This window comes from Sorangium sp. So ce117 (genome assembly GCF_051524395.1).
Lineage (GTDB): Bacteria > Myxococcota_A > Polyangia > Polyangiales > Polyangiaceae > Sorangium > Sorangium cellulosum_B.
The window spans coordinates 4,268,455-4,292,190 of sequence record NZ_CP150309.1 but is presented as its reverse complement, the minus strand read 5'-3'; the positions used below and the strand labels follow the sequence as shown (position 1 = coordinate 4,292,190).

Here is a 23,736-nt window from a genome sequence, read left to right as displayed (position 1 = left end):
GCTTTCGGCGCCTCCGCCGCTGGGGTAGGCGGCCGATCGATGGATCCTCGCCACAGCAAGGACGAAGCCCAGCGCACCCTCGACACCTACGCCTCGACCTGGGGCGAGGATCTCGCCCTCCGCGTCTACACCTCCCGCCTGCTCGGCGCCGATCCGTCGCTCGTCCTCCACGGGGGCGGGAACACGAGCGTCAAGAGCACGGCCGTCGACCTGCTCGGCGATCGCGTCGACGTGCTCTTCATCAAGGGCAGCGGGTGGGACCTCGCGACCATCGAGCCGCGCGGCTTCCCGGCGTGCCGCCTCGCGCCGCTCCAGCGCGCTTGCGCGCTCGAGGCGATGACCGACGAGCAGATGGTCGCGCTGCTGCGCGGCCAGATGCTGGATCCGTCGAGCCCGACGCCGTCGGTCGAGGCGCTGCTGCACGCGATCATCCCCGCGAAGTTCGTCGATCACACGCACGCGGACGCGGTGCTCGCGGTCATCGATCAGCCCGGCTCGGCCGAGGTCGTCCAGGCGATCTACGGGGACGGCGCGCTCTTCGTGCCGTACGTCATGCCAGGCTTCGCGCTCGCCCGCCGCGTCGCCGAGCTCGTCCGGGAGCGCCTTGCCCGAGGGGCGCTCCCGTCGCTGATGATCCTCGACAAGCACGGCGTCTTCACGTGGGGAGACACGGCCGAGGAGAGCTACACGCGCATGATCGACGCCGTGACGCGCGCCGAGCACTACATCGCCGAGCGCAGCGTGATCGTCTCGCACCCCACGGTCGTGGCGGATCCGGACCTCCGGGCCGCCATCGGGCCGGTCGTCCGCGGAGCGCTCGCCCGCGCGTCGGGGCGCCCCTGGGTCTGCACGCTCCGCACCGGCCTGGAGCTGCTCGCGTTCTGCGCGCGCGACGATCTGGCCAGGGTCTCGCAGATCGGCTGCGCCACGCCGGATCACGTCATCCGCACCAAGGCGCGGCCGCTCGTCATCCACGGCCACGACATCACCGACACGGCGCGCTTCCGCGCGACCGTCGAGCAGGCCATCGCGAGGTACGTGGACGAGTACCACGAGTACTTCCGCCGCTCCTGCGCGGCGCGGGGCGTCGTCCGCGACGAGCTCGATCCGTTCCCGCGGGTGCTGCTGTTCCCCGGGGCGGGCGCGCTGTGCGTGGGCGGCTCCCGCGCCGAGGCGGAGATCGTCGCGGACGTCTACGCGCATACCGTCTCCGTGATCGAGGCCGCCGAGGCGCTCGGCGGGTACCAGCCGGTCCCGGAGCTCGATCTCTTCGACATGGAGTACTGGAGCCTCGAGCAGGCGAAGCTGAAGCTCGGCGCAGGCCAGCGGGGCCAGCTCGATCGACGGATCGCGCTGATCACGGGCGCCGCCTCGGGGATCGGCCACGCGACGGCGGCGGCGTTCCTCGCCTCGGGGGCGCACGTGGTGCTGGCCGATCGCGACGAGGAGTCGCTCGAGAAGGCCGCCGCCGAGCTCGGGGGCCGCTACCGCGGCCGTTGCATGAAGGTCGCCTGCGACGTGCGCAGCGAGGCGAGCGTGCACCGCGCGTTCGCGCAGTGCGCGGCGCACTTCGGCGGCGTCGACGTCGTCGTGTCGAACGCCGGCCGCGCGTTCTCTGGATCCCTCCACACGTCCGAGGGGCACGAGGCCCTGTGCGCGTCGCTCGAGCTGAACCTGCTCGGCCACCAGAACGTCGCCCGCGCGGCGGCGCGGGTGCTGCTCGCGCAGGGCTCAGGCGGCGCGATCCTGTTCAACGCGTCGAAGAGCGCGTTCAACCAGGGGCCCGATTTCGGCCCCTACGGCGTCGCCAAGGCGGCGCTCGTCTCGCTGATGCGCCAGTACGCCGTGGACCTCGGGCCTCAGGGCATCCGGGCCAACGCCGTGAACGCCGACCGGATCCGCACCGCGCTCTTCGGCGCCGGCTTGCTGGAGGCGCGCGCCCGCGCCCGCAACGTCTCCGTCGACGACTACTTCCGCGACAACCTGCTCCGGCGCGAGACCACCGCGGCGGACGTGGCGCAGGCCTTCCTCTACCTCGCGACCGCCGAGGCCACGACGGGCTGCGTCGTGACCGTCGACGGCGGGAACGCCGCCGCTTTCCCGCGCTGAGCCGGTCGGCTCAGCGCCCCTACGCGCTCGCCCCGCCGCCGCCCTCGCCGAGCACGGCCTCGTCGAGGGGCTTCTGGGCGTCGAGCCGGATCTTCTTCCAGTCCCCCGAGCGGAACTTCCACACCATGGTCGCGGCGAGGAGGACCACGTAGACGACGCCGGCGCCCCAGATGCCCATCAGGCCGAAGCCGAGCGTGATGCCGAGCAGCCACGCCAGCGGGACGAGGCAGGTGAAGTGCAGGACGAGCTCCACGACCATCACGAACATCGTGTTGCCCGCGCCGAAGAGCGCCTGCGTGAGGATCATGCCGACCGCGACGAGCGGCGTGCAGATGCCCATGATCTGGAGCGGCCGGAGCGCCGCGGCCTGGACGAGCTCGCTGCTGCTGGCGAACGCGAGGATCTGCGGCGCGAAGATCGCCTCGAGCAGGCCGACGACGCCGAAGATCGCGAGCCCCAGCCGGACGCTGGTCCAGCCGAAGCGCGCGGCCTTGTCGCCGTCCTTCTCGCCGAGCGACTGCGCGACCAGCGTCGCCGTCGACGTGCCGAAGGCGAGGCAGGCCGTGAACGTGAGCTTCAGGATGCCGACGATCACCGTGGTCGCGGCGCCGTACACCGGCTCCGCGCGGCCGCCGGGACAGAGCGGCGAGACGACGCCCGCCGGCGCGACCTGGTCGAGCTTGCTGGCGATCGCGTAGAAGAGGGCGAAGCCCGTCATGATCGCGACGGTCGCGACGGCGCTAGGGATCGACAGCCGGAGGATGGACCAGACGAGCGGGGCCGAGAGCTTGCTCGTGGCGAACGGGCGGTAGCGGCGCCGGTACTCCGGCAGGAGCGCGTACGCGAGCATGATCGCGAGGCCGACGTAGGTCGAGATGAAGCCGGCCATGCCCGCGCCGGCGATGCCGTACTTCGGGATGCCGAGCGAGGCGTTGCCGAAGATGAGCAGGAGGCAGAGCACGATGTTCAGCGCGTTCATCGCGAGGGCCGAGACCAGGTGGATGTGCGTCTTGCCGATCCCGTCGAAGAACGCCTTCAGCGCGAACGTCGCCGCCATCGACGTCACGCCGAGCAGGCGCCAGCCGAGGTAGTCGAGCGCCGCCTGCCGCGCGTCCGGCACCTTGATGATGACGGACAGGATGTACGGCATCGTCAGGTACCCGATCGCGGAGAACACGACGCCGGCGACGATCGCGAAGAACAGGGCGTTCGCGAGGACCGCGCCCGCGTCCCCGGGGCGATTCTCGGCGAAGCGGCGCGCCGTGAACGCCTGCGTGCCGACCGAGATCGCGCTGAGCGAGCCGCCGAACAGCCACAGGACGATCAGCGACGGCAAGAGCGCCGCGTGCGCGTTCGAGGACTCGGGGCACGGCAGGTGCGCGAAGAAGACGATGTCGACCTCGTTGACGATGCTCTGGGTGAGCATCGCCGCCACGGTCGGCAGCGCGAGCCGCAGGATGGCGCGATGGGGTGGGCCCGAAGTAACGGCGTTCGAACCCGGCGCGGACAAGGCGATCTGAGCCATCGCAGGCTGCGCGGTATACAACGCCGCAGCCCATGCGCGAGCGAAATGCGCCGCGCGACGCGCGGCTACTCCGCTTTCGCGACCCGGGACCGCCGCTTGTGACGGCGCCGCTTCGCTTCGCTGCGATCCTCGTGCGCGTCTTTCGTCGCCGTGTCAGCCTCGCCACGCGCGGGTGTCGGGGCGGCCGACTCGCGCGCCGCGGACGAGGACGATCGCTCGCGCGCCTTCGGCTCGCGCTTCGCGACCTCGCGGGAGGCGCGATCCGCCGCGACGCGCGCCGCAGGTTTGGCGGCCTTCGGCGCCGGCGCGCGCGCGGTCATCGCCGAGGCGCGCCGGGCGGGCTCGTCCCTCGCAGGCGGCTTCGCCGCGTCGCTCTTCGCGATGGCGGCCTGCGGAGGCGACACGACCGCCGCAGGCTGCGCGGCTCCCTCTCGGGGCGCGGCGGCATCGGAGCCGGCGGGCACAGCCGCGAGGGCCGAAGATGTGGCGCTCCCCTGCCCTGCCGCGCCAGGCCCTGGCGCGCTGGCCGCCGCGAGAGCTGCCGCGACAGACGCCGGCGCGTAGGAAGCTGCCTCAATCGCGCCGCCCGCCGGCGCCTCCGCGGCTGCGGCGAGCGACTGCGCCTCCGCAGCTGCCGCCAGCGCCTCCGCGGCGACCGCCGGCGCAGCGGGCTGCGCCTCGTCGCCCGACGACGCGGCCGCCTCGCCCGCAGCGCCGACGAGCGCAGCGACCGCGGGGACACGGGCCACCAGCTCGCGCCCCTTGCCGACGACCAGCACGCCCGCGAGCGTCATCGCGGCGGCGACCGCGGCGAACCCGATCGCGCGGCGGCGGGTGCGCGCGCGAGCAGGTCGCCCCAGCGCCTCCAGGATGGCCTTTCGCATCTCGGCGGCGCTCTGGAAGCGGACGCTCGGGTGACGGGCCAGCGCGCGCATCACCAGATCGTCGACGAACGTCGGGATCTGCCGGGTCGGCGCGCGCTCGCGGAGGCGCTCGGGGCTGCCCTTGATCTTCGCGTCGATCAGCGCGACGAGGCTCTGCTCGACGAACGGCAGGCGCCCCGTGAGCATCTCGTAGAGGACGCAGCCGAGCGCGTAGAGATCGGCGCGCCCGTCGATGCGCCCCGACGCGGCCTGCTCGGGGGCCATGTACTCGGGCGTCCCGACGATCGCGACCGCGGCCCGGGCCGGCCCTTCGCCGGCGCCCGTCTCGTCCGCGACGCCACAGGCCTCGCCGCGATCGTCGGCGAGGCGCTTCGCGAGCCCGAAGTCGAGCAGCTTCAGGCCGGCGTCCGCGAGGGAGAGCGCCCCCTCGGCGCCGCGCGGGCGCGTCATGAAGAGGTTCTCGGGCTTGATGTCCCGGTGAACGAGCCCCTCGGCGTGCGCGAGCTCGAGCGCGCTCAGCACCTTGGCGGCCATCGCGAGCGCGTCCCTCCAGTCGATCGCGCCGCCGCGGACGAGCAGGGCGTCGAGCGTCTCGCCCTCCAGGAGGTCCATGGCGCAGAACAGCCGGCCGTCCGCGGCCATGCCGAAATCGTGGACCTTCACGAGGTGCTCGTGGGAGAGGCGCGAGAGGACGCGGGCCTCGCGGCGGAAGCGGCTCGCGATCACGTCGGTCGCCGACTGCTCCGCCGAGACGACCTTGAGCGCCACGCGGCGCGCCAGATCGACGTGCTCCGCCTCGTGGACGGTGCTGCTCGCGCCCGTCCCGATCTCGCGCAGCAGCCGGTAGCGCGTGCCGGGCAGCGTGCCGTCGTCCACGCGCTCGGCGGAGGCCATGGCCTCGGCGCGCGGGCTCACCGGCGTGACGGCCGTGGCGCGATGGGCCTTGGCGGCGACGACGAGGGCCGCGAACTCGCTGCGCGAGCGCCCCGGCTCGCCAGGGAACAGGCGCTGCATCAGGTGCGCGGCCCGCGCACGCACGCCGCGTTCGCCGCCGGGCAGGGCGACCGCCGCCCCTAGGAGCGCGGCGAGGTCGCGCGCGGCGGCGCGGCTCGACGGGTACCGGGCCTCGCGGTCGAAGGCCGTGAGCCGCCCGATGGCGGCGTCGAGCGCCGACGGGGCCCCGAGCGACAGCGCGATCGGCGGCGGGTCGTTCTGGTTGCGCGCGACCGAGGCCATGTGCGTCTGCGCGTCGCCCTGGAGGAACCGGCGCCCCGCGCACAGCTCCCAGAGCATGATCCCGAGCGCATAGAGATCGACCCGCGCGTCGCCCGGGTCGCCGTTGGCGACCTCCGGCGCGACGTAGCCCGGCTTCGCGAAGACGACGCCCGCGACCGTGTGGCAGCGCCGGTTCTGCCCGCGGGCTGTGCCGAAATCGATGATCTTCACGTCGCCGGCGAAGCCGAGCATCACGTTCTGCGGCGACAGATCGCGGTGGACGATGGCGAGCGCGGCGCCCGACGGGTCCCTGCGCTCGTGCACGTGGGCGAGCGCCTCGGCGATCATCGTCGCGATCGCGACCGCCTCCGCCCAGTCGAAGCGGTGCCCGAGCTGCACGGCGCGGGCCCGGACCTCGCCGAGGCTCCGGCCCTCGACGTGCTCGACCACCGCGTACGGCTCCCCCGTCGCGGGGTCGACGTCCGCCTCGATGACCTGCGCGACGCCGGAGTGCTGGAGCTGCGCCTGCACCCGCGCTTCGTCCAGGAAGCGGGCGATGTAGCTCGGATCGGACGCGTGCTCGCGGCGGATGATCTTCACGACGACGGGGCGCTCGGCGCCCTCCAGCCCGGTCGTGGAGGCGAGGAACACCTCCCCCATGCCTCCCCGAGCGATGCGCCGCAGGAGCACGTAACGGCCGAGCGGCCGGGGAACATCGTCCGCAGCGAAGCCGCTCTTGGTGGGCTCATGCGAGGGCGGAGGAACCGGGCGAGGCACGGTCGCGGAGGAGTTCGCCATGAAGCGAACCTACCGGATGTAGGACAAGGTGGGCCAAGTTCGCGCGAACCGCTGCGCGACGCGGAAATCGCCCGTGCTCCTGCTGGCGCGGGCCGCTCGAACCACCGTTTCGACACAGGGGATCTTCAACTTATCCACAGAGTTATCCACACCCTGTCGACAAGTGGCGTCCTCCGGGCGGTACCCTGGAGAAGCGTCGGGATCCGTCCAGGAAGACCCCGAAGTGGCGCGTTCCCGCGGGGATCCGGGCCATTGCTCTCCCTGCACGCCTCGGCTAATCCTTGGCGAGGGATGTCGCGACACGCTGTCCAGCGCCTGATGACCGTGCTGACGTTCGCGTTGGCGCTGGTCCTGCCGCTGACAGCGCGCGCTGCGATCGTCCCGGTGTGCGAGGACGACCGGATGACGATCGTCGCCCCGCCGGACGAGCCGTCGTGCACCGTCTTGACCAGCGTCGACGATGCGACGGGCGAGACGAGGTACGCGCCCATCTGCGATCCCCGCGGAGCTTCCTCGGTCGCTCCGCCCCGCACCCTCCCGATCACCGACGCGCGGATCGACGCGGCGCCAGGCTGCGCTGGGAGCGATGGCGGGCCCATGGTCGGGCCGAACTCGCGGCACCCCGGCCCTGTGAGCGAGCTCTCCAGCGCCCCGCAGCAAGCGTTGCTCCTTCCTGACCTCGTCCTCCCTGCCCCGTACGCGCCGGTCTCGCTCTTCTCGTTCGCGGCGCTCTCCGGAGGACCGCGTCCCGGCGTCGCGCAGGGCGTCTACCACCCGCCTCGATGAGGCGAGCTCGCCGGCAGCCCGCCCCCGATCGCGCCGCGTGGTCTCTCGTGGACCGCAGCTCTCGGCGCAAGGACGGCGCTGCCGCGAGGTCCGGAGCGCTTGCCGGTCTGACCCGAGCCTCCTAGGCGCTGGTCCGGTCCCACGTCGCGCGGACTCGCCCTCTCGAGGGCGACGTGCCATCCGCGCCCGAGGCCGGTCGCTGGCGCCGGCGTGAGGGGTCGAGAGCGGCCCTGGCGCTCCACCGGGGGCTGCGCCGCGCGCACGCGGCGGAGGCTCCCTCGGCCCGGGGTGGCTCGCCGCCCCGGGAGGTCACGATTGGCGATCTTGTCGCGGGCGCTGCACCCGGTGCCGCGCCCGCGTTGAAGGAGGGGCCCGCCTGGCGGAGCCCCACCACGTTGAGAGAGGAAACATCATGAACAAGGGAACAGCCATCGTCGGCTTTCTTCTCTGCTTCATCGCAGGGATGGGGCTGATGTGGAGCATCGATCGGAGCGCCGGCTCGCGCGGGCATGAGATCTCGGCGACCGTCGAGGACGGTCAGCCGTGGACCGACGAGGACGCGGCGGTCCCGGTCTCGTCGAAGGACCCCATGTGGGGCACGCGGGCGGCGCCGGTGACGATGGTCGTCTTCAGCGACTTCGAGTGTCCGTTCTGCAGCAAGGTCGAGACGACGATCAACCAGCTCAAGGACAAGTACGGTCCCGAGAAGCTGCGCATCATCTGGAAGAACAACCCGCTCCCCTTCCACAAGAACGCGCGCCCGGCGTCGCTCGCGGCCGAGACCGTGTTCCGCCTCGGCGGCTCGAAGGCCTTCTGGAAGTTCCACGAGCTGGCCTTCCAGAACCAGAAGAGCCTCACGACCGAGAACTTCGAGAAGTGGGCCGGCGACGCCGGCGTCGACAGGGCGAAGTTCAAGGCGGCGTTCGATCGGCAGGAGTACATGGCCAAGATCGACGCCGACATGGCGGTCGGCAAGACCTCGGGCGTCACCGGCACGCCCGCCTCGATCATCAACGGCGTGTTCCTGAGCGGCGCTCAGCCGATCGACAAGTTCACGTCCGTCATCGACGAGCAGCTCAAGTCCGCGCAGGCGGCGGTCGCCGCCGGGACCAAGCCCGACAAGGTGTACGCGAAGCTCGCCGCGGAGAACAAGGCGAAGGCGCCGCCGCAGAAGGACCGCGAGCGCCCGCAGGAGGACGACAAGACCGTCTGGAAGGTGCCCGTCGGCGACGCGCCGGCGAAGGGCCCGGCCACCGCGCTGGTCACCATCGTCGAGTGGTCCGACTTCCAGTGCCCGTTCTGCTCCAAGGTCGTCCCGACCCTCGACGAGATCCTCACGACCTACGGGGACAAGGTCCGGGTCGTCTGGAAGAACAACCCGCTCCCGTTCCACCAGCGCGCCGAACCTGCGGCTGAGCTCGCGATGGAGGCCCGCGCGCAGAAGGGCGAGAAGGGCTTCTGGGACGCGTACTACCTGCTCTGGAAGAACCAGCAGAAGCTCAGCGACGACGACCTGCTCGGCTACGCCAAGGAGCTCGGGCTCGACGTCGAGAAGGTGAAGGCCGCGATCGCCACCAAGAAGTTCGGCGCGTCCATCGCCGCCGATCAGGAGCTCGCGGACGACCTGCAGGCGTCCGGGACCCCGCACTTCTTCATCAACGGCCGCCGGCTCGTCGGCGCGCAGCCGCTCGACAAGTTCAAGACGATCATCGACGAGGAGATCAAGAAGTCGGAGGCGCTGCTCGCCAAGGGCGTCGCGGCCAAGGACCTCTACGCCGAGATCATCAAGGACGGCAAGGAGCCGCCGCCGCCCGAGCGCAAGGAGGTCTCCGCCCCGGCGCCGAACAGCCCGTGGAAGGGCGGCGAGAAGGCCAAGGTCGTGATGCAGGTCTTCTCGGACTTCGAGTGCCCGTTCTGCAAGCGCGTCGAGGACACGGTCTCCCAGATCTCGAAGACCTACGGCGACAAGCTGAAGATCGTGTGGCGCCACCGGCCGCTGCCGATGCACAAGAACGCGCCGCTCGCGTCCGAGGCCTCGCAGGAGGCCTACACGCAGAAGGGCAACGCCGGGTTCTGGGCGTACCACGAGGTGCTCTTCAAGAATCAGGGGCAGCCGGACGCCTTCTCGCGCGCCTCGCTCGAGAAGTACGCCGAGGAGCAGGGCCTCGACATGACGAAGTTCAAGAAGGCGCTCGACGCGAACACCCACAAGGCGTTCGTGGACTCCGAGAACTCCGTGGCGGACAAGGCGGGCATCAGCGGGACGCCAGCGTTCGTCGTGAACGGCTACTTCATCAGCGGCGCGCAGCCGTTCTCGAAGTTCAAGAAGCTCATCGACAAGGCCATGAAGGAGGCCGGCGAGACCGCTCCCGCCGGGCTGCCCGCCAAGAGGCCGGCGCCCGCCACGCAGCCGGCCGCCGCCCCCGCCGCGCCGAAGTGAACCGCCGCTGCGCGGTTCGCTCTCTCCCCTTCCCCTGACCCTCCCTGAAGCCCACCCGACGGGCGGCTCCCGCTGAGCGGCCGAGCCGCCCGCCTCCCCGCGCGACGCGGGCTCAACCTCCTTCTGCGCGCGTCGCCCGTGAGGCGCCGGCGCGCCGCTCCCACGGGAGGCGGCGCCGCGAGCCGCGCGCCCGCCGCCACCCGCTCCATGGTTGCGGCGTCAGCCGGTGGTGCGGAAACGCGAGCGCCCCTCGGAGATCCACCACGCGCGGTAGCGCTCCTGGGCGGCCTCGCGCTCCTGCCGCGGCAGGTCCTCGTAGTACCCGAAGTACTCCTTGGTGACGCCCTTCAGCTCGTCGATCGCCGCGCGGCGGATGGCAGGCTTCTCGTGCGTGAGCGCGTCGATGATCCACTCGATGCGATGGCGCTCGCCGTTCCTCGACCACCACGACAGCCACCTGCGCGCGTCTCGGCCGAGATCGTCCCGCGTGACGACGACCAGCGCCCGCGTCGCCGCCTCGACGATCGCCTCGTGAGGGTCAGTGAGCGCGCTGATGAGCGCCGGCACGCTGGCTCCCGAGCGGATCTCGGTCATCGTCTCGATGGCCGTGAGCCGCCGCGCGGACGCCTCCTCGCGGTCGCGCGCGATGTGGTCGAGCCCCTGCAGGATCGGGCCGCCCGCAGGCGGCGCCGCGATCAGCGAGGCGGCCGACTGGATCGCGATCCGCCGCACGGCGATGCTGTCGTCGAAGAGCCGTGGGAGCAGCGCGTTGGCGGCCTCCGGGTACGTCAGCTCGCCGAGCACGTGCGTGGCCCACAGGCGCACCTCGGGATCGGGCGAGGCGCTCCGCACGGTCATGAAGGGCAGCGCCGGGCGCCGGATCGCGACGATGAGCTCGAGCAGCGGCCCGCACTGGGAGGCGGGGGGCACGGTGGCGACGATCGCGGCGCCCTCCGGGCCGGCGAGCTGCTCACGGAAGCGCTGGCGATCGACCCGGAGCGGACCGGGAAACCGCGCGGCGACGACCGAGATCGCCGTGTCGCCGTTGCGCACGAGCTCGGCGAACGCCCTCGCGCCGGCCTCGCCGCCCGCGAGGACATGTTGAAGGAGCGAGGTGTATTCCGCGCGCAAGTCGCCGGCCGGCGACGGCGAGACCGCGGCGCGCCGCTCGGACGGGGGCCTCGCGTACGCCGTGGCGGTCTCGACCGCAACAGGCGTGCGGCGGCGCCCTGAGGGCCGCCCCGCGGCCGGCGCCGGCCCGAGCTCCCGGTGCTCTTCCGCGCCCGGCGTGATCGAGCTGTCGAGCATCCACGGAGGCCGTGAGTACCGCTTCGTCCGCGCCTCTTCCGGCTCGCCGAGATCGAGGTCCTCCGACGCCGAAGGGACCGGCGCCGCGGGGATCTCGAGGTCGGGGATCTCGTCGATGATCGCCGGCGCCGACGACGCCGCGGCGCGCGTCCCAGGCAGCGGCGTGACCACCGGCATCATCGGCGCTGTGACCGCCGGCATCATCGGCGGCGTGACCGCCGGCATCATCGGCGCCGTGACGGCCGTGCCGGACACGACGTCCGCGTCCACCTCGAGGCCCGACCGGAGCTGCGGCTCGGAGCCCATGCGCCGCGCGTGCAGCGTCGGGGCCGGCGGGATCGTCGAGCTGAAGGCCATCGCATGCGCGACACCTTCGTCCGGACGCACGGGCTCGGTCTCCACGCCGGTGCCGCGAAGGCCGAAGGCCCGCGCGACGGCGTCGATCCCGGAAGCCCCGTCCTCCGTTGTCCAGCCGCCCTGCGGCCGCACGGCTTGCGGCGCGACGTCGGAGGAGCCGGCGGGCGGGGGCTCTCCCGCGTCGCGGTCTGCATCCGCCGCAGGCAGCTGCGCGCCCGCGGCGGCGACGTGCGAGCCGTGCGCGTCCGCGCGGACCAAGCTGCTCAGCTCCATGAGCGCGGCGCGGGTGCGCAGGGAGAGCGGTCCCTCCGTGGCCTGCTCGTCCATCGGCGCAGCGGCGTCCTCCGAACGCGCGGCGGCGTCCTCCGGAGGCGGGGGCGCGGGATGCGGGGGCGCGGGATGCGGGGGCGCGGGCGCCTTCTGCTGAAGCGTGGCGGCCTCGTGGGGCGCCGGGCCGTCGCTTTGCTGGGCTCCGCCGCTGCGGTTCTGCTTCTTCCGCAGGATGAGCCGCTCCAGCACCGTCGCCGCGATGCCGGCGAGCGCGATGAGGTCTCCGATGCTCGAGAGCTCGACCGAGGTGGCGCCGTCGTCGCCGTAGACGAGCGCGACGACGCGGCTGCGCACGACGATCGGGACCACCGCCACGGCGGCCGCATGGACCTTCCTGCCGAGCTCGCGCTGGAGCTCGGCGTCAGGCGCGCTGCCGGCGACGGCGGTGACGACCGGCGCGCGGAGCGCGCGCGCCCTGGCGAGGGCGCTCGGACGTTCGAAGGGCACGGCGATCTTCGTGACGCGCTCGCGCTCGGCGCCTGGACCTGAAGCGTTGCGGCCTTCAGCGCGCTCGCCGTGCACCGTGAACAGGACCGTGTACTCGAAGTACTGTTGAGCGAAGTCGAAGAGGACCCCGAGCACCTCTTCGCTCGATCCGACGGCGGCGAGCGCCTGCTCGGCCATGGCCAGCGTGAAGGGGCCCTTCCGCCTCTGCGCAGCGGACGCAGACCGTCCCGCCTCGCGCATGGAGACCTTCGCCGCCGGCGCGCTCGAGGAGAGCTCGCGTCGCTCCGCCGGAGTTGCCGCAGGTGCCGACACTGCGGGCGCCGGCGCCGCGGGTGCCGACGCCGCAGGCGCCGACGGCACGGGTACCGGCGCCTCAGGTGTCGAACCTGCGGGTACCGATGCCGCCGTTGTCGACGCCGTGGATGCGGATCCGTGGGGCTGCTGCTGGAGCGCCGCAGCGGCTCGCGGCAGCGGCTCTTGCTGAGGCCGGTGTGCAGCAGAGGCCCGCTTCAGCCAGCCCGTCAGGAGCCGAGTGCCTGGCGCTGGCGAACGCACGCCCGACAGCGCCGACGCCGGCGAGGCCGCTGCTTTCGGCGCCGGCTCCGGGATGTCGATGGGCGGCCCCGGGGCTCCCACGGGCGGCGGCGTGCGCACGGCCTCCGATGGCGCCAGCGGCGAAAGGTGCGGCGCGAGCTGCTCGGAGCGCGGCGTCGGCACCGCCGGCTCGATCGCCGGCTCTTCCTGCAACGCGGCCGCCTGGCCGGTATGCGCGGCCGCCCCACCAGGTGCTGGCGCGGCGCGCTGTGAAGCGACCGCCTCGACCCGAGGCATGTGCGCCTCGGGATTGCGGAGCAAGGAAAGATCGAGCGGATACGCAGCGACGACCGTCGGCTCGTCATCCATCTCGTGGAGCGGCGGCTTCCTCGGCGTGGGCACCGCCTCGTTGAGCGCGACGTCCGCGACGACCGTGTCCTCGTCGTAGATCGAGGTCAGCGATTCGACCGTCGGAGCATCGTCGATGCTGGGTCGCTTTTGCTGGGTCTCAGCGGCATCCTCGGGCTCATCGACGCTGGCCAGCGAAGCCGCCTCGACTCCTGGAGGTGACGTGGGGCGGACCCCTGCCGGTGAATCCGCATCGGCGCCAAAGGGCGAGGCGGCAGCGAGCTCGGCCGATGGATCCGCGACGACCTCGGCAGGCGAACTCGTGTCGATCTGCGCGGACGAGCTGGCGTCGACCGCCGCGTGTGGAGCCGCGTCGGTGCCCGCAGGTGAGGCGGGCGGCGGCGCCGGCGCCGGCGGGCCCGCAGGGCCAGGCTCGTTCGCCGGGTTCGACTCGTTCGACTCGTTGGGGCTCGGCTCGGCGCGCGCGTCGAGCTGCTTCACCAGCCGCGACAACCGCCGCTCCAGGGCCACGCCGTAGTGCTCGGCGAGCGCCTGGCGGATGCGCACCAGCGGCGCGGCGAGCTGCCGCAGGCTGACCCCCAGCGCGAAGCTCAGCTCCTCCGCCACGGGCAACGCGAGGGGCTCTGCCGTGGCGATGACGAGCGTCGCCTCGCGCTGCGGGGCTCCCGTCGCTGCCACGTCGAGGCCTGCGCGTACGTCGAGGGGGAACACGCGGTGCTGGACCGCAAGATCGACGGGGATCGTCCGGAGCACCTCGGGCGACGCGGGCCGCAGCCGGCCCACGGCGGGCGGGAGCCCGAGGCTCTCCGCGAGCAGCGCCGTGAGCTCTCGCTCACGCACCGCACCCAGCTCCAGCACATTCGTGGCGAGATCGCCGCCGTGGAGCACTTGGCGGGCGATCGCCTCCTCGACCACCCGCATCGAGGTAACCCCATGCTGCACGAGGAGAGAGCTCAGCGTCGGCATCGAGGCGCATTCATCGGTGGGCGGTGGAAGTTGGAGCACGCTCGCGACGTGCGGCCCCGTCCATCCTAGACGAAGTCTTCATCGGACACGATCCGCGCGTTGCGAGCCCAGGGCAGGATCTCATCCGTCATCGCCGCTCGCGCTCGCCGCACGGCCGCGACCCGTCGTTTCGGGCGAGCCGGGGGGAGAGCCCCGCCGAACGGCGCCGAGAGAGCACGTGAATCGCAGCCCCGTCGCGGAGAGCCCCGAGGCCGGCTCCGTCGAGCCGCCCTCCGCGCGCTCGGACGACGGCTCCACGGTCAGCCCGCCCCCGTGCGCACCGAGGATGCCACGCGCGATGGCGAGCCCGAGGCCCAGCCGCTCTCGACGGCGCGGCGCGACAGGGTCGGCGGGGATCGCCGCCCGCTCGCCGAACGGATCGAGCAGCCGGGCGAGCGGCTCGGGCGCGACGGGGCCGGCCTCGTCGATGACGGTCACCATCGCCTCACCGCCAGAGATCGAGACACGCATCTGCACGGGGCGATCGCGCGAGCGCAGGATGGCGAAGCCGAGCACGTACTCGATCGCCACCCGGAGCAGCTCCGGATCCCCCTCCACGGGCGCGCCCCCGTCGGGCTCGGCGTCGAAGGAGATGCGCACGCCGCGCGCGGTGGCGGCTCCCTCGAGATGCCCCGCCGCGCGGCGGGCGAGCTCGCCAGCATCACACGAGGCGATCGCCATGGGACGGCTGGCGTCCTGGCGGAGCCAGATGGAGTTGTCGAACTCGTCGAGCAGCCGCTTCAGCCGCTCGCCCGCGCCGCGCACGCGCTCCAGCATGTCCCGCGGGGCCGCCCCGAGGTCCTTCTGGTAACGCAGGAGATAGTGGACCCCGGCCAGCATGGTCGCCAGCTCGCCCCGAAGATCGTGGCCCACACGCGCGAAGAACTCGTCATCCATCCACATAAACGCCTGCTCCGAATATGCAGCAGCGCGGACCGCGAGCATCAGACGAGCAAGCCAACTGTCGTCGGGGCTCCCCCGAAACAGCGGTCGCCGGAGGCTGGGGGTGAACCGCGCAGAGACCCCCATCTGCGCTGGACAGTTGATGGTTGCGGATAAGCGACCTGGGCACAAGGTGTACCTGGGGTTCAGGTTCCGCCTCCACCAGCGCGGGGGGGCCTTTCCAGAAACGCCGGCGGGAGGCCGTTGCTCTTCGTTGCTCTCCTTTCACGCTTCCGCGCATCAGCGCATCGAAGCCCGAGCACCTGGGGAGCGCTGTCAGCCGAGCCGCGAGCGGGGGAGCATGTCCGAGGCAGAGCGCAGAGAGTTCACCGAGCATCACGACGAGCAGGGAGACGAGGATACCCTGGTGATCGAGCGGCGGCGCCGGGTCCTCATCGTCGATGATGATCCCGATTTCCTCGTCATGGCGGAGGCGGCGCTCGCTGCGCACGGCTTCCTGGTAGAGCGGGCAGCCGGCGGGTTGCGTGGCGTGTTCCTCGCGACGCAGGACGTGCCGGATGTGATCCTGTGTGACCTGAGGATGCCCGGCATCGACGGCTTCGTCGTCGCCGAGGCGCTGCGCGCCGATCCGGCGACCCAGCACGTCGCCATCTTCGCGTGCACTGGCCGGCGCGATCTCGAGGCCCGCGCCGCCCTCAACGCCTCGGCGTTCGACGGTGTCCTCGTGAAGCCGGTCGACTGGGACAGCGCCGCTCGTTTGCTCCACGAGATCGTCGGCGTCCGCCGCCCCTACGGACCCACCTAGGGCACGTCAGGAGCAACCTGAAACCCCTTCAGGGCAAATGCAGGATAACCCCTGCGCGGGAGGGGAAATGCCCGGCATTGTGCCCGCAATCAGGTATACAAACATGACGTGACCCGAGCGGATCGCCCCCCTACATGACCCTGCGTGAGAGGCCGGCCGAGCGATGCCGGAGCCCCTTACGATCGATCGGGCGGCGCGGCGCGCCGAGGAATGGAAAGGTTCACTGGGATGGAAGTGAAGTCTGATGACAACGCGGTCTCGCCGCTCGTCCTGGTCGTGGACGACTTCCAGGACAACCGGGAGATGTTCGCGGAGTACTTGTCTTTCTCCGGGTTCCGCGTGGCCGAGGCGGCGACGGGGCGCGAGGCGCTCGACCGCGCCTTCGAGCTGATCCCGGACCTCATCCTGATGGACCTCTCGCTCCCCGAGATCGATGGCTGGGAGGCGACGCGCCACCTCAAGAGCGATCCTCGCACCATGAGGATCCCCATCGTCGCCCTCACAGGTCACACCCTCGCGGGGCACTCGCGCGAGGCGAAGGACGCGGGGTGCGACGCCTTCCTGACGAAGCCGTGTCTGCCGGACACGCTCGTGCTCGAGATTCGCCGCCTCCTGTCGCGCGGCAGCGCGTCATCGCAGCCGGAAAGCGCGCCCTGACGCGCCGCGAATCCCCCTCGACGGAACCGGCGAGACCTACACAGCGCGCACGAGCTCGCGAGATCCGCGAGGCGCGTGCCCTCCGCGAGACCGCGGCGAGACTGCGGAGACCGCGAATAACGCACCTGCGCTCCCGCGCTGCCAGGACTTGACTGCGGCACCACCTGACTATTCTCGGCCCGGTCTTTCTGGCTAACTGAGTGCTTGAGAGGCACGAGGGGACAAGAATGGCGGGGGTGACGAGAAAAAAAGCCGGGAAGAACGCGGCGGACGGCGCGGACGCAGCGCACGGCCGCACACTCCGCGGGCGCACCACGGCGGCGCCCCTGCGCGCTCCGAAGCGGGGCTCGACGTCCGCCGCGGCGAGCGGGCCTCGATCCGCGGGACCGGCGACCTTGCGCGCCAGGGCGCCCCGGCGATCGAAGGCGGACGCGGAGCGGCTCGCCCCACGGGGCGACGCGGCCAAGCGCGAGCGGATTATCGAGGAGCAGCGCCAGCTCCTCGAGCGCCGCGCGGAGGCGGCAGAGCGCATCCTGCGCGAGACCGTATCCACCATCTCTCACGACCTCAGGAACTCGCTGAGCGTGATCGTCGTGAGCGCCCGCATGCTGATGCGATCCGTCCCTCAGGAGGGCCCGGGTAGGCGGCAGCTCGAGGCGATCACCCGCGCGGCGGACGAGATCAACCAGCTGGCGCAGGACCTGATCGACGCCATGAGCATCGAGAGCGGATCGCTGAAGGTCGGCAAAGGCGCGCACGAGGTCGAGCCGATCCTCGACAAGGCGATCGAGCTCATGGCGCCCACGGTCGCGCTGAAGCCGCTCGAGATCGCGAAGGAGCTGCCGCACGAGCTGCCGCCCATCGCGTGCGATCGGGAGCGCATCGTCCAGGTCATCGCCACCCTGCTCGGCAACGCCATGCGCTTCACGCCGAAGGGCGGACGCATCACGGTGCGCGCCGAGCCGTCGGGCACCGACGCGCGATTCTCGATCTCCGATACCGGACCTGGCATCTCCCCGGAGCAACGACCGCTGCTCTTCGCTCGCCACGCGCCCCCTCGAAGGCCCATGGGACAAGGGATGGGGCTCGCGGCGTTCGTCACCAAGGGCATCGTGGAGGCCCACGGCGGTACGATCTGGGTCGAGAGCTCGCCCGGCCAGGGGAGCACGTTCTTCTTCACCATCCCCGCCGCCGGACTCTCGGTGCGCACGGCCACCTGAAGGGCACGAGCGTCACCGAGGCGCGCCCCGAACGCCGCGCGCGATCAGCCGGGCTCCCCCCTGACACCGAGCGCGCGCAGCGGGTGCGCGCGGCGTCAGGCCGGTCCGAGCGCCGAGAGCCAGCGGCGGAGGATCGTGCGCCCCTCGGACAGCTTTTGAAGCGACGACCACTCGTTGCGCTGGTGCGCCTGGGCGTTCTCGCCGGGGCCGAAGTTGACCGCAGGCACCCCGAGCTCCGCGAAGCGGGCCACGTCGGTCCACGCCTGCTTCGGCTCGACCGCGGCGACGCCCGCCTCGCGCAGCGCGACGACGAGCGGGTGGGACGCGTGCGGCGGCGCCGAAGGGCTGAGGTCGCGCCAGGCGATCTCGGCGCGGCCGTCCACGAGCGCCTCGATGGTCCGCTGCGCCTCCTGGATCGACGTCCCAGGCGGGAAGCGGTGGTTCAGGTTCATCGTGAACTCGTCCGGAACGACGTTCCGCCCGCGCCCGCCCTGCGCCATCGTCGCCGTCGTCACGGCGCGGTAGACGAAGCCGTCGATCTCGACCTCGCGCGGCGCGAGCGCGGCGAGCTCGCACAGGAGCGGGCCTGCCTTGTAGATGGCGTTCTCCCCTTGCCACGGCCGCGCGCTGTGCGCCGTCCGCCCGCGGAACGTCAGCCCCGCGTGGAGCGACCCGCTCGCGCCGAGGCTCAGCCGGTTGTCGCTCGGCTCGAGGCACACCGCGAGATCGAGCGCGCGCAGGTCCGGCTCGCGCTCGATGACCAGCGCGAGCTCGTTCTCCAGGTACGGACCCTCCTCCCGCGCGTAGAACACGAGCGTCAGATCCACGCCCGCGATCGCCTCCCGCTCGCCCTCGACGAGGTCGAGCATCAGCGCGAGCCCCGACTTCATGTCGCTCGCGCCGGGGCCGTAGAGGCGATCCCCCTCGATCCGCGGCGGCCCGTCGTGCGAGGTGCGCACCACGTCGAGGTGCCCGGCCAGCGCGATCTTCGGGCCGCCCGTGCCCTGCGTCACCTGCACGACGAGCGAGTCGCCGTGGCGGCGCACCGGCGCGGCGAGCCGAGCCCGACCGAGCCGCTCCTCAACCGCGCAGCACAGCTCCTGCTCTTCGCCCGTGGGCGACGGGACGGAGCAGAGCCAGAGCAGCGTGTCCGCGAGATCGGCCGTGGCCGCCGCGTCCGCGTCGGCGCGCGCGCTCACACCGGCACCGCGAAATCTCGCAGCGCCGCGTTCAGCGACACCTTGCGATCCGTCGCCTCGCTCCGCTTGCCGATGATGAGCGCGCAGGGGATCGAGAACTCCCCTGCCGGGAAGCGCTTCGGCCGCGTCCCCGGGATCACCACGCTGCGCGCGGGCACCCGGCCGCGGTGCTCGACGACCTCCGGCCCCGTGACGTCCAGGATCGCCGTCGACGCGGTGAGCACCACGCCGGCGCCGAGCACCGCCTCCTCCTCGACCACGACGCCCTCCACCACGATCACGCGGGAGCCCACGAAGACGCCGTCCTCGATGATCACCGGCCGCGCCCCCGGCGGCTCGAGCACCCCGCCGATGCCGACGCCCCCGGCGAGGTGCACCCCTCGCCCGATCTGCGCGCAGCTGCCGACCGTCGCCCAGGTGTCGACCATCGACCCCGAGCCGACCCACGCGCCGATGTTCACGTAGCCGGGCATCACGATCGCGCCCTGCTCGAGGAACGCGCCGTAACGCACCGTCCCCGGCGGGACGACGCGCACGCCCGCCTTGTCGAGGCCGCGCTTGAGCGGGATCTTGTCGTGGAACTCGAAGGGGCCGACCTCCATCACGCTCATGCTGCGGAGCGAGAAGTAGAGAAGGATCGCCTCCTTGATCCACGCGTGCGTCACCCACCTGTGCGGGGCGCCCTCGCCGGTGGACGCCGCGCCTTCGCCGCCCGCCTGCGCGGTCTTGTCGGGCTCGGCGACGCGGAGCAGGCCTTGATCGAGGCTCTCGATCGTGCGGAGGACCGCGGCCTCGTGCGCGGGCGAGCGGAGGAGCTCGCGGTCGCGGAACGCCGCCTCAACGAGGGACTTCATGGATTCTTCGGTGGCCATGGCGCCGCCTTTAGCACGGCCGAGCCAGCACCGGCACCGGGGTCAGAACGTCATGGTGACGACGCGCCCGCCCGTCCCCTCGACGAGCTCGATGCGCGCGCGGCGCGCGACGACGCGGGCCACGGCGGCCGCCCGCTCGCCGCCGTCGCGCAGCACCACGTCGAGGGCGACCGCCGGCGCGCCCTCGCGCGGGCCGCGCTCGGCGATGCGCACCGTCGAGCGCCCGTCCGAGAGGCGGGACACGGCGAGGTGCGGGCTCGCCACGCCCGCGGCGCTGACCATGCCGACCGCGAGCTCCATCAGCCCGCTCACGGCGCGCACGTCGCCCTCCACCTCGTTGGCGCGGCCATCGGAGGAGGCGACCGAGATGCCGACAACGGGCCGCCCCTCGGCCGGGGCGGCGCTCCAGTTGCGGAGCACGTCGATGAGATCGAGCGGCGTCGGGCGCAGCTCGAGGGTCGCGATCACGAGCTCGGACAGGCGAAGCGCGCCGCTCAGCTCCCGGGCCGTCCTGCGCACCGACGCCTCGAGCCCGAGGCGCTGCCGCGCGTCGATGCCGCGCTCGGAGCCGCCGCGATCCGCGCGGCCGCGGCCAGAGCCGCGCGCCGGCGGGGCGCCCGCGGCGGCGCGGGACAGCTCGTCCGTGAGGCGCGCGACCTCGACGCCCGCGTGGCCGAGGACCGCGCAGGCGGCGTCGGCCGCCGCGGCGTCGTCCGCCACGGCGGAGTCTGTCTCGACGAAGCCGTCGCGGACCGCCGCGGACAGGCTGTCGAGGGCAACGACGAGCGCCGCGCACCCCTCGCACACCTCCGGCAGCGCGAGCGCGACCCCGCGCGGCCCGACGCGGCGCGAGCCGAGCAGGTGCGCGAAGCTCTCGATGCCTGCCGCGCCGTCCCGCGCCGCGCCGAGCGCAGCCGCGAGCCGCTCACCGAGCATCAGGCCGTCGCGCTTGGGGCGACCTCGTAACCCGCGAAGAAGTAGCCGATCTCCCGCGCGGCGGTCGCCGGCTTGTCGGAGCCGTGGACGGCGTTCTCGCCCACGTTCGCGCCGTAGAGCTTGCGGATCGTCCCCGCCGCCGCCTTGGCCGGGTCCGTCGCGCCGATGACCTCGCGGTACTTCGCCACCGCGTCCTCGCGCTCGAGCGCCATCACCAGGATGGGGCTGCGCGACATGAACGTCACGAGCTCGTCGAAGAAGCCGCGCCCCCGGTGCTCCGCGTAGAAGCCCTCGGCCTCCGCGCGGGTAAGGTGGATGCGCTTCATCGCTTTGACCGTGAAGCCCTCCTGCTCGAGGCGGGCGACGATCGCGCCGGCCGTGTTCTTTTCCATCGCATCAGGCTTGATGATTGAGAGTGTTCGCTCGAGGGCCATGGGCGGCCCAGTTAGGCGAAAACGCCGAGCGTTGCAAGCGCCACGCATTCCGTCCTGAAAGGCCGCCGCCCGCCTCGCTGCACGACCCGCCGCCCGGCCGCGCTTCCGTCATCGCTGTCCGTCCCGCCGCACCCCTCCAGGCTGCTCTCCCGGCCGCGCCTCCCGGATGAGGATCGGCCGCGTCCGATCCGCCCGCCGTCCGTCTCGGATCTCCGCGCTCTCCTCGCGCTCGCGCTGCACCTCGTCCTTGTCGCAATTCCGTCTCGCGAGGGCGACGCGCGGCACGCGCGATCGCCATCAAGCTGTCACAATGCGCTGCTAGATACATCCGCCATGCCGAGCCATGTGCTCATCGTGGAGGACGAGCGCGACCTGCAGCGCGTTCTCACCTACAATTTTCGTCAAGCCGGGTTCGACGTGGTGTCCGCCGGGAGCGGAGAGACAGCGCTCCGGGCGGTCAAGGAGGAGCGGTTCGATCTCGTCCTGCTCGACCTGATGCTCCCGGACATGTCGGGCACGGAGATCTGCCGCCGCCTCAAGCAGAACCCGCAAACCTCGGCGGTGCCCGTCATCATGGTCACCGCCAAGGGCGAGGAGATCGACCGGATCGTCGGCTTCGAGCTCGGGGCCGACGACTACGTCGTCAAGCCGTTCAGCGTGCGCGAGCTCATCCTGCGCGCGCGGGCGATCCTCAAGCGCTCGGAGAGCCCGGCGTCGGCGCCGGAGAAGTTCGATTTCGGCATCCTGCGGGTCGACCGCGCCGCGCACCGGGCCTGGGTGCAGGAGGCCGAGATCGCGCTGACCGCGCTCGAGTTCCGCCTGCTCATGATGCTCTACGATCGCCGCGGGCGCGTGCTGTCGCGCGATCTCCTGCTCGACGAGGTGTGGGGCTCGCACGTCGACGTCACCGCGCGCAACGTCGACACCCACGTGAAGCGCGTCCGCGAGAAGCTCGGGGCGGCGGGCGATTACATCGAGACCGTGCGCGGCGTCGGCTACCGGTTCCGCGCCGAGCCCGAGGTCGCCTAGAGGGCCCATGCGCTTGCCGAGGGGGCTGGGCATCGGGGCGAAGCTCGCGGCGGGGACGGTGCTCGCCCTCCTCGTCGCTGGCGTCCCGATCGAGCGCCTCGCCGCGCGCGACATGGAAGCGGCGCTGCTCGCGGAGCACAGCCCGCGCGCCGCCGTCGACGCCGCCCTCCTCCGCTCGCGGCGCACCCTGCTGCTCGGCATGGGCACCGTGATCGTCGTCGCCGTCTCGGTCGGCGCCGCCACGGCCTTCTTCGTCACGCGCCCGATCCGGAGGCTGACCCGCTTCGCGCAGGCGATGTCCGAGGGCGACCTGTCGACGCGCGCCCCGCTGCGCGGCTCGGGCGAGCTCCGCCAGCTCGCGCGCGCGCTGAACCACCTCACGAGCGAGCTCTCCCGCTCGACCGCCGAGGTACGGACGGAGCGCGCCTTGCTCGCGGGCATCCTCGACGGGATGAGCGAGGGCGTCCTCGTGCTCGATCGCGACGGGAGGATCCTCCTCGCCAACCGGGCGCTCCGCGCGATGGCCTCCCTCGGCGAGGACGCGCTCGGTCGATCGGTCATCGAGTCGATCCGCAACGCGCGGCTCACCGAGGCGATCCAGCTCGCCGGCCAGCGGGACGAGCCGGTCGACGCCGAGGTCGAGCTCGGGCGGACGCTGCCGAGGCGGCTGCTCGTGCGCGTGTCGCGCCGGAAGGGCCCGGAGCGGCTCGGGCACGATGAGCGCGAGGCCCTCGCCGCGTGGGGCGCGGATCACGACGGCGCGTCCGCCGAGCCAGGGCTCATCGCGGTGTTCCACGACGTCACCGACCTCCGCCGGCTGGAGACGATCCGGACCGACTTCGTCGCCAACGTGTCCCACGAGCTGCGCACCCCGGTCACCGCGATCAGCACCGCCGCCGAGACGCTGCAGCTCGGCGCGCTGAAGGACCCCGACGAGGCCGCCGAGTTCGTCGACGTGATCGATCGGCACGCGAAGCGCCTCCGCCACCTCGTCGACGATCTGCTCGACCTCTCGAAGATCGAGGCGAAGAACTTCCGCCTCGCGCTGTCGGAGCTCGACATTGCCCCGGCCATCGAGCACGTCACGCAGCTGCTCGCCGAGGCGGCGCGCCGGCGCAGGGTCACGCTGACGGTCGACGCCTCGGCGCTCCCGCCCGTCCGGTGCGACCGCCGCGCGCTCGAGCAGGTGCTCATGAACCTGCTCGACAACGCCATCAAGTACGCGGGCGAGGGAGCTCACGTCACGGTGAAGGCGCGCTCGGCCGATCAGCAGGTGACGCTCGCCGTCGTCGACGACGGCCCCGGGATTCCGCCTCACCACCTGGGCCGCATCTTCGAGCGGTTCTACCGGGTCGACGCCGGCCGCTCACGCGATCTGGGCGGCACCGGTCTCGGCCTCGCCATCGTGAAGCACCTGGTCGAGCTGATGAACGGCTCGATCGAGGTCGAGAGCGCCATCGGCCGCGGCACCCAGTTCACCGTCCGCCTGGCGCGCGCCGGGTGATCCACGCGAACCACGCAAAGTCAGGAAAGCGCGGTGCTCGCTGTTCCACCTTGCCGTCACCGAGCTGTCA

General features: G+C 72.4%; 16 protein-coding genes. 8 read left to right on the top strand and 8 right to left on the bottom strand.

What is annotated here, in order from left to right; translation table 11 throughout:
• The first annotated feature begins 39 nt into the window (after positions 1 to 39).
• Positions 40 to 2,109, top strand: a complete 2,070-nt coding sequence (locus WMF46_RS16040) for a bifunctional aldolase/short-chain dehydrogenase (protein WP_437986398.1) — start codon at positions 40 to 42, stop codon at positions 2,107 to 2,109.
• Positions 2,110 to 2,128: 19 nt separating this feature from the next.
• Here the strand turns inward: WMF46_RS16040 and WMF46_RS16035 are convergent, their stop codons facing one another.
• Both WMF46_RS16035 and WMF46_RS16030 read right to left on the bottom strand, forming a co-directional pair.
• Positions 2,129 to 3,634 (bottom strand): MATE family efflux transporter, encoded by a 1,506-nt coding sequence (locus WMF46_RS16035; RefSeq protein ID WP_437986397.1) that lies wholly within the window; start codon positions 3,632 to 3,634, stop codon positions 2,129 to 2,131.
• 65 nt (positions 3,635 to 3,699) lie between these two features.
• Positions 3,700 to 6,531 (bottom strand): protein kinase domain-containing protein, encoded by a 2,832-nt coding sequence (locus WMF46_RS16030; RefSeq protein WP_437986396.1) that lies wholly within the window; start codon positions 6,529 to 6,531, stop codon positions 3,700 to 3,702.
• A gap of 291 nt (positions 6,532 to 6,822) precedes the next feature.
• On the opposite strand from WMF46_RS16030, the gene WMF46_RS16025 reads away from it, so the two are divergent.
• Together WMF46_RS16025 and WMF46_RS16020 are read left to right on the top strand one after the other, a co-directional pair.
• Complete coding sequence (locus WMF46_RS16025; protein WP_437986395.1) at positions 6,823 to 7,317, top strand: hypothetical protein; 495 nt, start codon at positions 6,823 to 6,825, stop codon at positions 7,315 to 7,317.
• Positions 7,318 to 7,729: 412 nt separating this feature from the next.
• Positions 7,730 to 9,757 carry a DsbA family protein gene (locus WMF46_RS16020; protein ID WP_437986394.1) on the top strand — a complete coding sequence of 676 codons (2,028 nt, stop codon included), beginning with the start codon at positions 7,730 to 7,732 and terminating at the stop codon, positions 9,755 to 9,757.
• A gap of 219 nt (positions 9,758 to 9,976) precedes the next feature.
• On the opposite strand, the gene WMF46_RS16015 is transcribed toward WMF46_RS16020, so the two are convergent.
• Together WMF46_RS16015 and WMF46_RS16010 are read right to left on the bottom strand one after the other, a co-directional pair.
• Positions 9,977 to 14,068 (bottom strand): hypothetical protein, encoded by a 4,092-nt coding sequence (locus WMF46_RS16015; RefSeq protein ID WP_437986393.1) that lies wholly within the window; start codon positions 14,066 to 14,068, stop codon positions 9,977 to 9,979.
• 120 nt (positions 14,069 to 14,188) lie between these two features.
• The gene (locus WMF46_RS16010) at positions 14,189 to 15,010 is read right to left on the bottom strand and encodes a sensor histidine kinase (protein ID WP_437986392.1); all 822 of its coding nucleotides are present in this window, start codon (positions 15,008 to 15,010) and stop codon (positions 14,189 to 14,191) included.
• A 340-nt stretch (positions 15,011 to 15,350) separates the two neighbouring features.
• On the opposite strand from WMF46_RS16010, the gene WMF46_RS16005 reads away from it, so the two are divergent.
• The 3 genes from WMF46_RS16005 (at position 15,351) to WMF46_RS15995 (ending at position 17,692) form a co-directional block, all read left to right on the top strand.
• The gene (locus tag WMF46_RS16005) at positions 15,351 to 15,815 is read left to right on the top strand and encodes a response regulator (RefSeq protein ID WP_012235586.1); all 465 of its coding nucleotides are present in this window, start codon (positions 15,351 to 15,353) and stop codon (positions 15,813 to 15,815) included.
• Positions 15,816 to 16,043: 228 nt separating this feature from the next.
• Positions 16,044 to 16,472 (top strand): response regulator, encoded by a 429-nt coding sequence (locus WMF46_RS16000; protein WP_012235585.1) that lies wholly within the window; start codon positions 16,044 to 16,046, stop codon positions 16,470 to 16,472.
• 227 nt (positions 16,473 to 16,699) lie between these two features.
• Complete coding sequence (locus tag WMF46_RS15995) at positions 16,700 to 17,692, top strand: sensor histidine kinase (RefSeq protein ID WP_437552811.1); 993 nt, start codon at positions 16,700 to 16,702, stop codon at positions 17,690 to 17,692.
• Positions 17,693 to 17,787: 95 nt separating this feature from the next.
• Here WMF46_RS15995 and dapE read toward each other — a convergent pair whose 3' ends face one another.
• From dapE to ndk, 4 genes are read right to left on the bottom strand one after another with little or no spacing between them, the layout of a single operon-like run.
• Positions 17,788 to 18,891 (bottom strand): succinyl-diaminopimelate desuccinylase, encoded by a 1,104-nt coding sequence (gene dapE / locus WMF46_RS15990; RefSeq protein WP_437986391.1) that lies wholly within the window; start codon positions 18,889 to 18,891, stop codon positions 17,788 to 17,790.
• The gene (locus tag WMF46_RS15985; RefSeq protein WP_437552810.1) at positions 18,888 to 19,763 is read right to left on the bottom strand and encodes a 2,3,4,5-tetrahydropyridine-2,6-dicarboxylate N-succinyltransferase; all 876 of its coding nucleotides are present in this window, start codon (positions 19,761 to 19,763) and stop codon (positions 18,888 to 18,890) included. Before WMF46_RS15985 ends, dapE begins: the two co-directional genes overlap by 4 nt.
• Before the next feature lie 42 nt (positions 19,764 to 19,805).
• Entirely contained in the window at positions 19,806 to 20,699 is an 894-nt protein-coding gene (locus WMF46_RS15980) for a hypothetical protein (RefSeq protein ID WP_437986390.1), read from the bottom strand.
• Positions 20,699 to 21,133, bottom strand: a complete 435-nt coding sequence (gene ndk, locus WMF46_RS15975) for a nucleoside-diphosphate kinase (RefSeq protein ID WP_437986389.1) — start codon at positions 21,131 to 21,133, stop codon at positions 20,699 to 20,701. Before ndk ends, WMF46_RS15980 begins: the two co-directional genes overlap by 1 nt.
• 333 nt (positions 21,134 to 21,466) lie before the next feature.
• On the opposite strand from ndk, the gene WMF46_RS15970 reads away from it, so the two are divergent.
• Positions 21,467 to 22,162: a response regulator gene (locus tag WMF46_RS15970; protein WP_012235579.1), complete on the top strand. Its 696-nt coding sequence runs from the start codon at positions 21,467 to 21,469 to the stop codon at positions 22,160 to 22,162.
• Positions 22,163 to 22,169: 7 nt separating this feature from the next.
• Positions 22,170 to 23,666: an ATP-binding protein gene (locus WMF46_RS15965; protein ID WP_437986388.1), complete on the top strand. Its 1,497-nt coding sequence runs from the start codon at positions 22,170 to 22,172 to the stop codon at positions 23,664 to 23,666.
• The last annotated feature ends 70 nt before the right edge of the window (positions 23,667 to 23,736 follow it).